This is a genomic window from Aeromicrobium sp. PFPM2_SD2 (assembly GCF_057364525.1).
In genome coordinates this window covers 1-12,012 of sequence record NZ_JBNFNZ010000030.1, presented here as the reverse complement: position 1 = coordinate 12,012, position 12,012 = coordinate 1, and the positions used below count along the sequence as shown (strand labels likewise).

Annotated in this window: 9 protein-coding genes and 1 pseudogene; 5 read left to right on the top strand and 5 right to left on the bottom strand. The window is 71.2% G+C overall.

The features are described 5' to 3' along the window. Nucleotides 1-94: 94 nt before the first annotated feature. The 4 genes from AC2W7G_RS03330 to AC2W7G_RS03315 are packed head-to-tail and all read right to left on the bottom strand — an operon-like array spanning nucleotide 95 to nucleotide 6,925. On the bottom strand, nucleotides 95-1,291 hold the full coding sequence (locus AC2W7G_RS03330; protein ID WP_485867190.1) for an acyltransferase family protein: 1,197 nt from the start codon (nucleotides 1,289-1,291) through the stop codon (nucleotides 95-97). Further along, the gene (locus tag AC2W7G_RS03325) at nucleotides 1,288-3,135 is read right to left on the bottom strand and encodes a hypothetical protein (protein ID WP_485867189.1); all 1,848 of its coding nucleotides are present in this window, start codon (nucleotides 3,133-3,135) and stop codon (nucleotides 1,288-1,290) included. Before AC2W7G_RS03325 ends, AC2W7G_RS03330 begins: the two co-directional genes overlap by 4 nt. Then, complete coding sequence (locus tag AC2W7G_RS03320) at nucleotides 3,132-5,075, bottom strand: hypothetical protein (protein WP_485867188.1); 1,944 nt, start codon at nucleotides 5,073-5,075, stop codon at nucleotides 3,132-3,134. The genes AC2W7G_RS03325 and AC2W7G_RS03320 overlap by 4 nt, the downstream gene beginning before the upstream one ends. Next, the gene (locus AC2W7G_RS03315; protein WP_485867187.1) at nucleotides 5,072-6,925 is read right to left on the bottom strand and encodes a hypothetical protein; all 1,854 of its coding nucleotides are present in this window, start codon (nucleotides 6,923-6,925) and stop codon (nucleotides 5,072-5,074) included. The genes AC2W7G_RS03320 and AC2W7G_RS03315 overlap by 4 nt, the downstream gene beginning before the upstream one ends. A gap of 158 nt (nucleotides 6,926-7,083) precedes the next feature. Here AC2W7G_RS03315 and pgfA point away from each other — a divergent pair, with 158 nt between their 5' ends. The 4 genes and pseudogenes from pgfA (at nucleotide 7,084) to rpsA (ending at nucleotide 11,057) form a co-directional block, all read left to right on the top strand. Then, nucleotides 7,084-8,094 (top strand): cell envelope lipid trafficking protein PgfA, encoded by a 1,011-nt coding sequence (gene pgfA / locus AC2W7G_RS03310; protein ID WP_485867186.1) that lies wholly within the window; start codon nucleotides 7,084-7,086, stop codon nucleotides 8,092-8,094. Nucleotides 8,095-8,155: 61 nt separating this feature from the next. Further along, nucleotides 8,156-8,935, top strand: a pseudogene (locus AC2W7G_RS03305) (zinc-binding metallopeptidase family protein); the annotation flags it as partial. Nucleotides 8,936-9,057: 122 nt separating this feature from the next. Then, nucleotides 9,058-9,420, top strand: a complete 363-nt coding sequence (locus tag AC2W7G_RS03300) for a hypothetical protein (RefSeq protein WP_485867185.1) — start codon at nucleotides 9,058-9,060, stop codon at nucleotides 9,418-9,420. Nucleotides 9,421-9,605: 185 nt separating this feature from the next. After that, the gene (rpsA, locus tag AC2W7G_RS03295; protein ID WP_485867184.1) at nucleotides 9,606-11,057 is read left to right on the top strand and encodes a 30S ribosomal protein S1; all 1,452 of its coding nucleotides are present in this window, start codon (nucleotides 9,606-9,608) and stop codon (nucleotides 11,055-11,057) included. A gap of 82 nt (nucleotides 11,058-11,139) precedes the next feature. On the opposite strand, the gene AC2W7G_RS03290 is transcribed toward rpsA, so the two are convergent. Beyond that, a complete protein-coding gene (locus AC2W7G_RS03290; RefSeq protein WP_485867183.1) occupies nucleotides 11,140-11,283 on the bottom strand; it encodes a hypothetical protein in 144 nt (47 codons plus the stop codon). Between the two features lie 93 nt (nucleotides 11,284-11,376). Between AC2W7G_RS03290 and AC2W7G_RS03285 the strand changes: the two genes are divergently transcribed. After that, a partial coding sequence (locus tag AC2W7G_RS03285) for a GlxA family transcriptional regulator (protein WP_485867182.1) occupies nucleotides 11,377-12,012 on the top strand: 636 nt, incomplete at its 3' end.

Below are 12,012 nucleotides of genomic sequence, written 5' to 3'. Positions count from 1 at the left end.
CGCTCGCCGCGGCGCTCGTGCTGGCGGCCGGCATGGCCTACGTCGTGCGGCCGTGGACGAGCCCGCAGGGCTGGGCCGGCGAGTGGAGCTGGCCTCAGTGGCTGGTGCTGGCCGGCTTCGGGGTCGTCGCCGCGTCGCTCGTGCGCGCCCACGGCGCCCGGACGTCCTTGAGCCGCATCGCCGGGCGCTCGACGAGCCGGTAGGCGACCTCCGACACGACCAGGGTGATCGCGACGGTGAGCCCGAGCAGCGCCCAGCCGTTGCCGGTGAACACCGGGGCGTCGAGCACGTGGGCCGCCAGGTGCAGCACGAGCAGGTGGACGCAGAAGATGCTGTACGAGATCAGGCCGAGGTGGCGCAGCCACGGGTGGGCCAGCACGTTCGCGTACGCGGTGCCGCGGTCGGGGCCCAGCGCGGACGGCAGCACGACGAGCCCCGCGATCGCGGCGTAGAGCAGGTTCTTGGTCACCGACTCCGTGCCGGTGGCCGGCAGCAGCGACGTCGGGCCGGCGACCGGCGTGCAGGCGACCGCGAACAGGGCGGCGGCCATCGTCCAGCACGTGCCCGGGAGCTCGGCCAGCACCCGCAGCGAGCCGAACGCGTCGGGCCGGCGCTGGTGCTCGAGCTGGACGACGGCCAGGGCCATGCCGACGGCGAACCAGGACAGGTACGCGGGCAGCCACTGGTTGGCGCCCGTCCAGCGTCCGGCCAGCTCCAGGGTCCAGACGACGTTCGCGGCGACCAGCAGCGCGAGGGCGGCCAGCGCCCAGCGCGGGCTCCAGCCACGGCGGCGGGCGACGAGCGCGGCCACGAGCATCCCGAACGGCAGCACGGCGTAGAACGCCACCTCGGTGGACAGGCTCCACAGGTGCGTCAGCCCGGCCGGCAGGCCGCCGTCGTGGTACAGCTCGGTGAGCGTCAGGTTGCGGATCCACGGGCCGACGCCGAGGCCACGGTTCTCCTCCAGCACGAGCAGCGCCAGCACGGTCACGATGACGGCCATCGGCACGATGCGCAGCGCCCGCTTCCAGGCGTACCGGCCGATGCGCGGCAACCGGCGTCCGTCCTGCATGGCGCTCAGGAACGGACGCCCGAGCAGGAAGCCGGAGAGCACGAAGAAGAACGCCACGCCGATGTCGAGGCGGGCGGTCGCGGCGCCCAGGTACCCCTTCGGGTACCAGCCGGCCCAGAACGACACGTGCGTGACGACCACCGCGAGGGCGGCCAGCGCGCGCAGCGAGTCGAGCCCGGGGAAGTAGCGCCGGGGCAGGTCGATCGGGGCGGCGGTCACTGCTCCTCCTCGGGGACGTCCAGCGGCGCCAGGAAGCCGACGTTCAGGTTGTCGACGCACAGCGTCGTGCCCGGAGCCGGCGTGAGCGTGACGGTGTCGTAGGCGCCCTGGGTGCGAACGTACGCCGTGTGCGGGCCCCGCTCGACCGGGAGCTCGGTCTCCGTGCGTCCGGCCGAGACGGTCATGGTGCCGTCCTGCGCGCCCAGGTAGCTGATCGTGAGCCAGAAGTCGAAGTCCAGCACGGGGACGATCCGGATCTCGGTGGTCTCCCGCACGGCGTACCCGCAGGCGCCGTCGGGCCCGGGCTGGGTGCGCGGCACGTCGGGGATGGTCGCGGGCCGCAGCCGGCCGCGGTCGTCCAGCATCTTCAGGTCGGTGCCCTGGTCGACGACCTGCACCCGGTCACCGAGGGGAGACAGCAGGCGGGAGACGAGGTTGGCCGGGAAGCCCGCGGCCCAGAGCACGGAGTCGGGCACGGGCGTGTCGGGGATCTCGACCGGCTCGGCGGTGAGCCCCTCGGTCGCGTTGGCGATCCACTGCTCCTGCGGCATCTGCTCGGGGTCGTGCCACGGACGGGCGTACGCGAACGACGACCAGAGGGACCCCGCGAGGACGACCGCGAGACCGGCGGCGACCCAGCGGCGTCCGACGTGCAGGTCGAGGACGACGGGGGTCCGCGGCTCGCTCGAGCCCACGGCCCCGCGGACCGGGAGCAGGGCCAGGCCGAGGCACAGTGCCACGACGCCGGACAGGTCGGCGAAGTAGCGCAGCTCGAGCGAGGCCGACGCGACGCCGAAGTCGCCCGCGCGCCCGGCGCCGACGAGCACGGCCGAGGCCAGGGCGTAGACGGCCAGCACGAGGATGGCGAACCAGGCACGGCGGCGGCGCAGCACGGCGACGAGGGCCAGCATGCCGAGCACGAGCCAGGAGAGCGCGACGAGGGAGGCCGGCGTGTCGACGAACAGCCGGGGACCGACGCCGCCGGCCTGGTTGAGGGACGTCCACACCCACGGGCCGCCGAGCATGGACGGCGCCAGCGACGTGGTGAGCGACAGGTCGATGGTGTCGGCCAGCACCTGCAGGTCCGGACGGCCCGTGCTCGGGACGGTGGTCAGGTACGTGACGAGGTAGCCGGCGGTCACCACGCCGTAGGCCGTCCACGCCTGCCAGTAGTCGACCAGCGCCCGCCACGGGCGACGCAGGAGCCCGCCCTCGGCGAAGTACAGGACGGCGACGAGCACCAGCAGGACCGGCACGAGCAGGCCCTTGGTGTAGCTGCCGAGCGCGAGCGCGAAGAACACCGTGGCCATGACCAGCGCCCAGCGGCGTCGCTCGCGCAGGTAGACGACGTGGGCCGCGAGGCAGGCGTAGAGCGCCGCCTGGTGCGGCAGCTGGTTCACGACCGCCGCCCACCACACGACGGTGGGGAACGACATCGGCAGGAACAGGAACGCGCCGAGCGGCACGAGGATGCCGGGCCGGTCGCCGAAGAACGTCCGGAGCATCCACCAGCAGGCCAGGCTCGCGAGCAGCTGCAGGATGAGGATCTCGGCGACCGCCGCCGTCCACGAGAAGGCGCCCACGGCGCCGACCAGCGTGGTGAGCCACAGGCCGAGCGGCATGAGGTGGATGTTGTGCGGCGAGAACAGCCAGTCCGTCGTGGCCTCGCCCCGGGCGACCGTGCCCAGGAAGATGAAGTCGTCGGCGTAGAACCAGCTGCCCGCCACGGCCCAGCCGCGCAGGACGAGCTGGAGGGCGATCATCGCCCACGCGACGAGGACGACGCGCTCGCCGGTGGACAGGGCCGACCAGGTGCGGCGCACCCGTGCGGTGACGCGCCTCATCGGGCGTCCTCCAGCGGCACGACGTCGCCGACGCGGACGGTGTCGACGCACACGGCGCCGCCGGTCTCGGACTGGATGGTCACGTCGGTGAACGCACCCTGCGTGGCCACGAACATGGAGTGCAGCCCTTCCTCGACCGGCACGCGGACGACGGTGTCGCCGGCGGCCACGACGACGGTGCCGTCGGCGGACGACAGGTAGTCGACCTGCATCCAGAACGGCAGGTCGAGCACCGGCGACACCGGGATCGTCTCCTGCGGGCTCACGAGGTAGCCGCAGCCCTCCACCGCGCCGGGGCGGGCCCGGCTGTCCCCGGTGACCCGCGCCAGCTGGATGCGTCCGTCGTCGTCGATGATGCCCAGGTCGGTCCCGGCGCTGACCGCACGCAGGCGCGGCGCCAGCGACGCCAGCTTGTGCGACGGCCGGTTGAACGGCGCGATGACGGGGTTGCCGATCACCGGCGGCAGGGGAGCGTCGACCACCTGCACCGACCGCTCGTCACGACGGTCGAGGTCGTCGAGCAGGTTGTTGACGAAGCTGCGCTCGGGGAACGAGGTGGAGTCCCACCGGTCGTGCCACGGCAGCGTGTAGGCGACCGACGAGCCCAGCGAGCCCACCACGACCACGCCGGCCAGCCCGACGAGCGCCGGCCGGGGGAGGCGCAGGAGCAGGTACGGCTCGGGCCGGGGTCCGGGACGTCGCAGCGCACCGCGGATCGGCATGATCACGGTGCCGAGCCCGAACGCCAGCAGCGCGGCCACGTCGGAGAAGTACCGGATCTCGCGGGCGCTCACCTGGCTGCCGAAGGTGCCGGCGCGCCCGGCGTAGACCAGCAGGGCGGACACGAGCACGTACGGCACCAGCAGCCAGGCCGCCTGCAGCGCGTCGTGGCGGCGGCCCCACACGTAGAAGACCAGCGCCGCCAGCACGAGGGTCGCCACGAGCACGAGCAGCAGCGGGGCGTCGGTCAACGACTGGGGCGCTCCGCCGACCACGAGGTCGGGGCTGCCGCGGTAGACCTGAGGGACGCAGTCGGACGCGGCGACGAACGGGTCGATGCCGCCGGTCCACAGCCGCCACGACCACGGACCGCCGAGCACGCCGGTGACGACCGTGTCGAGCACCGACGTGGTCATGGCGGAGGGGAGCTCGCAGCTCTGGCGCGGGGCGGCGCCCGTCTGCACGGACCACCAGGCGACGGCGTAGCCGATCGACACCACGACGTACATCAGCCAGGCCGGCCAGCTGCGCGCCAGCGTGCGCAGCCGGTCGCGCCACGGACCGCGGGTGAACCAGACGACCGAGATGCCCAGGAGCACCGGGACGATGAGCGCGGCCTTGAGGTAGCTGCCCACCCCGAGGACGACGAACAGCGTCGCGACGATCGCCCACCGCACCCGACCGGTGCGGGCGTACGTGACGTGCGCGGCGATCGCGCCGAACAGCGCGACGTGGTGGGGGAGCTGGTTGATCGCCACGGACCACCACACGCTCGCGGCGACCGTCATGGGCGTGACGAGGTAGAAGGCCAGCGGCACGAGGATGCGCAGGCGGTTGCCGAACACCACGCGCAGCATCCACCAGCAGGCGAGCGCGGCGAGCGCCTGCAGGACGACGATCTGCGTGGCCACGACGGACCAGTCGAGCCCGGCCCAGCCGACCGCCTTCACCAGCAGGAACGACACGGGCATGAACAGGCTGAAGTGGCTGTGGAACAACCAGCCGAAGTCGTCCATGCCGAGCGTGACCTGGCCGATGAAGATGTAGTCGTCCCACATGAACCACGAGCCGGAGGTCATCCAGCCGCGCAGCACCAGGTGGAGGGCGATCATCAGCAGGGCCAGGGCGGTGACGACGCGGCCACGGGACCAGCGGCGCAGCGCGGCGCCGCCGACCCGCGAGGCGAGCCGGCGGACGGGGGCCTGCGTGCTCGTGCTCACGACGTCCCCTCCTCGGCGGTCAGGGCGCCGACCCGGATGGCACTGACGCACAGCACCTGACGTTCGGCCGGCCAGATGGTGACCTCGTCGTAGGCGCCGCTCGTGCGGACGAACGCGCGGCGCTCGCCCGGCTCGAGCCGCAGTCCCGTGCGCTCCTTGCCGGCCACCACGGCGACGTCGCCACCGACCAGGGTGGAGTAGTCGATCTGGACCCAGAAGGTCGAGTCGATGATCGGAACGATCGGGATCGTGAGCGGCTCGCCACCGGATGTCTCGTAGGCGCAGCGATCGGGGTCACGGGCGCTGCGCGGCTCGTCCGCCACCTCTGCAGGGGCGAGGCGCCCCTCGCCGTCGAGCAGGTTCAGGTCGACGCCGGCGCGGTGCACCTCGAACCGGTCACCGAGCGGAGCGAAGTACTCGCGCAGGAGCGTCCGGTGCCCGGCGATCGCCGGGACGATGGTCGGCGGCATGTCCGCGTCGGCGAGGCGCGCCTCCTCGTCCTGGACGGTCTCGATCGCAGTCTGCGTGAAGGCGCGTTGGTAGAAGTCCGAGTGCCACGTTCGCAGGCTGGAGAACGACGAGACTGCGGCGCCGACGACGAGAACGGCGGCCAGCGCCATCACGGCCCTCCGCGGTGGAGTCGCCGTCAGCAAGGGGTCCCGGCGGGTGCTCGACGATCCGGGGAGCCCGGGCACCGCCATCCAGACCAGGCCGACGACCAGGACCGCGAGGGGGGCGCTGTCGGCGACGTACTGGATGGACTGGCCCACGTACCGGCCGCCCAGGAACGTGAGGAGGAACGTGCGTCCGACGTAGATGAAGAACCACGACATCCCGAGGTACACCGGTAGCAGCAGCAGCGGCTGCCAGGCGCGGTGGCGGAGCAGGACCGCGGCTCCCGCCGTGCCCACGAGCACGACCCAGCCCAGGACGACGAGGGACGACGGCGGGTCGCCGTAGACGATCGGTCCGCCGGTGAGCTCGGTCCACCTCCACGGACCGCCGACCAGAGACGGTCCGAAGGCCCGCACGATCCCGTTGTAGACGAGCTCGACCAGGCTCCCGCCCGTCGGGCTCCCGGGAGTGCGGTTCGAGAGGTAGACGACCAAGAACCCGACCGTCGGGACGGCGTAGAGCACCCATGCGCGCCAGTGCTGGCGAATCGCCAGTCCCGCGCGACGCGCAGGGCTGCCGCTGCCGATCAGGAGCATGCTCAGGAGTGCCAGCATCGGCACGAGAAGGATGGACTTGGAGTACGACGTCAGTCCCAGCACCAGGAATCCCGTGGCCAGGAGCGCAGTCCGCCAGGTGCGACGACGCATGTGCAGCACATGGGCGCCGAGCAGGCCGAAGGCGGCGGCCTGGTGGGGGACCTGGTTGATCGCGACGGCCCACCACGGGATGGAGGGCATCGTCAGGGCGCTGAAGAGGTAGAGCGCGAGCGGAACCAGGATGCCGGGCCTGTTGCCGAAGACGACCCGGAGCATCCACCAGCACAGCAGCGAGGCGATCAGCTGCATCACGCCGATCTCGACGACCACGGCCGTCCACGGGTACGCCCCGAAGAGCGTGACGACCCGGACGAGGAGGAAGGACAGGGGCATGAAGTGGCCCTGGTACACCTGCAGGTACCAGTCCAGGTCCGCTCGGTCGAGTGCGACGTCCGACAGGAAGAAGTAGTCGTCGGCGTAGAACCAGCTGCCGCTCACCGCCCACGTGCGGAACGCGACCTGCAGGGCGATGAGGACGACCGCGACGACGGTGACGGTGCCGGGTCGCCGGAGGCGCTCGCGCCAGGTGTCTCGGCGCGGCTCGAGGGCACGGCGGGCGCCCGGTCGCTCGTCAGTCACAAGCGCCGATGCTCTCACAGGTGTGTCGTGGAGCACGCAGCAACGGCCGCATCCGTCGAGGGCCGGAAAACCGGTGCCGCAAATCTTGTGTCGAAGGCCACACTGCGACCTTACTCACTGGTACGGTCTGTCCGATCAGTTCTCTGGAGGGAGCCCTCGTGGGTAAGAAGCTCGGCACCGTCGCCATCGTGCTTGGTGCGTTCTTGTTGGTGCTTGCCGCACTGTCGAAGTTCTACATGTACGACCGTCTGGCGGTCGTGCCGCTCAACCAGGAGACGACGAGCATCTCCGCCACGGAGGAGGGCGCCGACGGCACCATCCTCGACATCCCCGGTGGTCTGGTCGAGAAGCAGACCCCGCTGAAGTCCACCCGCACCGTCCAGGGCGACGTCGAGATGAGCAAGGAGGCCAGCGACGAGCTCGACCGCGACATCGCGGTCTGGAAGACGTTCGTCTGCACCGACACGCCCGACTTCGACTGCGGCTCGGGCGAGACCCCGCTGTCCAGCACCTACGACATCGTCGCCTTCGACCGGCACACCGGCGAGGCCGTGAGCTGGGACGGCACCCGCACCGAGAGCAACGGCACCACCGTCCGCGGCGCCTTCGAGGGCCAGTACTTCAAGTTCCCCTTCGACACGAAGAAGAAGGACTACAAGTTCTGGGACGGCACGGTCAAGCAGGCCACGACGGCGGAGTTCGTCAAGGAGACCGAGATCGAGGGGATGAAGGTCTACCAGTTCAAGCAGGTCATCGAGCCCACGAAGACCGGCACGATCGCCGTCCCCGGCAGCCTGGCCGGCGTGTCGAACCCGACCGTCACCGCCGACCGCATCTACTCCAACACCCGCACCCTCAACGTCGAGCCGACCACGGGCGTCATCATCCGCGGCGGCGAGTCGCAGGACGGCTGGCTGGAGTACCAGGGCGAGCGCATCGCCACCACGACCGAGGCGTCGCTGCAGTACACCGACGAGAACGTCAAGGACACGGTCGACGAGTACAAGAGCAAGGTCATGCTGCTCAACGCGATCCAGACCTGGATCCCGATCGGCGGCCTGGTCCTCGGCCTGATCCTGATCGCCGTGGGCATCCTGCTGGTGCTCCGCAAGCGCCCCGAGGGCGGCGAGCGTCGCGCGACCGACGAGCGCGTCCGCACCACCGCCTGACCCACCCGCTCGACGCCCGCCACCCCGTGGTGCGGGGGCCGTCGTCGTTACAGTGAGCGCCATGGTCCACGCCCCCGCTGCGGAGCTCTGCTCCTTCGTCGACGCCTCGCCGACCCCGTTCCACGTCTGCGCCACCGTGCTGGCCGAGCTGGAGGCCGCCGGCTACCGCCAGGTCGACGAGCGCGACCCCTGGCCGACCGAGCCCGGGCGGTACGTGGTGGTGCGCGGCGGCTCGCTCATCGCGTTCTCGACGGTCGGGGCGATTGGTCCGGCGACGCCGTTCCGGGTCGTCGGCGGGCACACGGACAGCCCCAACCTGCGGCTCAAGCAGCACCACGACCGTCAGCCCGAGGGGCTGGGCGTGGTCGCGCTGGAGCCGTACGGCGGCGCGTGGACGCACTCGTGGCTGGACCGCGACCTGGGCGTCGCCGGGCGCCTCGCGCTGCGCGACGGCCGGGTCGAGCTGGTGACGGTCGACGAGCCGGTGCTGCGCGTGCCGCAGCTGGCCATCCACCTGTCCGACGACCGCAAGGGCGTCCAGCCGGACCCGCAGCGCCACCTCGACGCGCTGTGGACGATCACGCCGCAGGGCGGCTTCCTGTCCTGGCTGGCCGCGCAGGCCGGGGTGGACGCCGACGAGGTGCTCGGCTTCGACCTCATGACCCACGACGTGACGCCGAGCCGGCTGGTCGGCACGCGCCGCGACCTGGTGTCGGCGCCGCGGCTGGACAACCAGGGCACGTGCTTCGCCGGCACCCGGGCGCTGCTCGGCGCCCCGGACGTCGAGCGCGTCGTGCCGGTGCTGGCGCTGTTCGACCACGAGGAGGTCGGCAGCACGTCCGAGCGCGGTGCGTTCTCGGACTTCCTGACCGGCGTGCTCGAGCGGGTCGTGCTGCGGCCGGCCGGCGCACCCGCGACGACCTGCACCGGGCGATCGCCGGCTCGGTGTGCGCCTCGGGCGACATGGCCCACGCGACCCACCCCAACCGGCCCGAGCGGCACGAGCCGCTGCACCACGTCGAGCTCGGCGGGGGACCGGTGCTCAAGGTCAACCAGAACCTGCGCTACGCCACCGACGCCGTGGGCAGCGCCGCCTTCGCCCGCGCGTGCGAGCTGGCCGGCGTCCCGCTGCAGCGCTACGTGCACCGCGCCGACCTGCCCTGCGGCTCGACGATCGGTCCGATGAGCGCCGCCCGCACCGGCATGACGACCGTCGACGTCGGCGCCGCGCAGCTGGCGATGCACTCGGTGCGCGAGACGATGGCCGCCGCGGACGTCCCGCTCTACGCCGAGGCGCTGTCGGCGTTCCTCGCGCCGCAGGACTGACGGCGCGCCTGCATTGAGGTATCGGGGCGCCGTCGCGTAGGATTGACGGGCGCCGTGTGCCTGCGCGCCCTCGAAGGGAGCAGGACGCGCTCGTGCCCGTGTCGGGCGAACCTCTCCGACAAGCTCACGAAACCAGGCTTCGACGCACCGGTTCGACGACATCCATCCATCGGAGCATCTCCTATATGACGAGCAGCATCGCACCTTCTGCGGCCCCGCAGGTTGCGGTCAACGACATCGGCAACGAGGACGACTTCCTCGCCGCCATCGACAAGACCATCAAGTACTTCAACGACGGCGACATCGTCGACGGCACGATCGTCAAGGTCGACCGTGACGAGGTCCTCCTCGACATCGGCTACAAGACCGAGGGCGTCATCCCCTCGCGCGAGCTGTCGATCAAGCACGACGTGGACCCCTCCGAGGTCGTCGCCGTGGGCGACTCCGTCGAGGCCCTCGTCCTCCAGAAGGAGGACAAGGAAGGCCGCCTGATCCTGTCCAAGAAGCGCGCCCAGTACGAGCGCGCCTGGGGCGACATCGAGAAGATCAAGGCGGAGGACGGCGTCGTCGAGGGCACCGTCATCGAGGTCGTCAAGGGCGGCCTCATCATGGACATCGGTCTTCGTGGCTTCCTGCCGGCCTCGCTCGTCGAGATGCGTCGCGTCCGCGACCTCGACCCGTACATCGGCCAGAAGCTCGAGGCCAAGATCATCGAGCTCGACAAGAACCGCAACAACGTGGTCCTGTCGCGCCGTGCCTGGCTCGAGCAGACGCAGTCGGCCGTCCGCCAGAACTTCCTGACCGAGCTCCAGAAGGGCCAGGTCCGCAAGGGCGTCATCTCCTCGATCGTCAACTTCGGTGCGTTCGTGGACCTCGGCGGCGTCGACGGACTCGTCCACGTCTCGGAGCTGTCCTGGAAGCACATCGACCACCCGAACGAGGTCGTGCAGGTCGGCGACGAGGTCACGGTCGAGGTGCTGGACGTCGACATGGACCGCGAGCGCGTCTCGCTGTCGCTGAAGGCGACCCAGGAGGATCCGTGGCAGCACTTCGCCCGGACCCACCAGATCGGTCAGATCGTCCCGGGCAAGGTCACCAAGCTCGTCCCGTTCGGTGCGTTCGTGCGCGTCGAGGACGGCATCGAGGGCCTCGTGCACATCTCCGAGCTGGCCGAGCGCCACGTCGAGATCCCCGAGCAGGTCGTGCAGATCAACGACAAGGTCATGGTCAAGATCATCGACATCGACCTCGAGCGTCGTCGCATCTCGCTGTCGCTCAAGCAGGCGAACGAGACCGAGGTCGCGCTGGACGACGACCAGTTCGATCCCACGCTGTACGGCATGACCTCCTCGTACGACGAGCAGGGCAACTACATCTACCCCGAGGGCTTCGATCCGGAGACCGGCGAGTGGCAGGAGGGCTACGACGAGGCCCGCGCCACGTGGGAGAAGCAGTACGCCGAGGCGCACGAGCGCTGGGAGGCGCACAAGCGTCAGATCGCCGACGCCGAGAAGGCGAACCGCGAGGCGGCCGAGACCAGCAACTACAGCTCCGAGCCGGCCGCGCCGGCCGAGGGCTCGCTGGCCTCGGACGAGGCGCTGCAGGCCCTGCGCGAGAAGCTGACCGGCGGCGAGTGATCGCCCCGGCCGCCTAGCGCAGCCGCACGCACGAGGCCCCCGACCGATTGGTCGGGGGCCTCGTCGTTGTCGGGGCAGATGGTCATCGGGGCGGCCCCCACGGGCCGGTGACGTCCTGCCAGTGGGAGCGGGGAGCGGGACGGGTGCCGTACCCGTCGTGGTCGACGACGACGATGCTGAGCGCGATCACCAGCACCGTCGCGAGCAGGAGGAGGAGAATCATCATGGCGGTAATTCTTCGCTCCGCGAGATCCGGCCACCAGTGGCCGGTTTGCCATGGTTCGTCGACTTCCTGCCATGGGTGTGCGACAGTGGTCACATGCGCAAGCGCAAGGTGGCCGTCGTCGTCCAGGACCAGGTCGAGCCGTTCGGGCTCGGCACGCTCGTCGAGGTGTGGGACGAGCCGTACCACCCCGAGGACGACAACCCCCAGTTCGAGTTCGTCATCGTCACGCCCCGTCCAGGCGTGGTGAAGGGCCGCTCCGGCTTCGACCTCGTCGTCGAGCACGGGCTGGACGCGGCCGAGGGCGCCGACCTGGTCGCGCTCGCCCCGCACCACGACTTCCTGACCCACGACCCGGCCGTGCTGGACACGATCCGGTCCGCGCACGCCGCCGGGGCGATGGTCTTCGGGCACTGCTCGGCGGCGTTCACCCTGGGCGCTGCGGGCCTGCTCGACGGCCGCTCGTGCACGACCCACTGGCGCTACGGCGACCGGCTCGCCGCGACGTACCCGAAGGCCGACGTGCGCGCCGACGTGCTCTACGTCGAGGACGACGGCGTCCTCACCGGCGCCGGGTCGGCCGCCGGCATCGACGCCTCGCTGCACCTCATGCGGCGCTGGTACGGCGCCCGGACCGCCGCCACCACCGCCCGGCGCATCGTCGTCCCGCCGCACCGCGACGGTGGGCAGGCCCAGTTCGTCAAGGCGCCCGTGCGGGCCACGCCGGCCGAG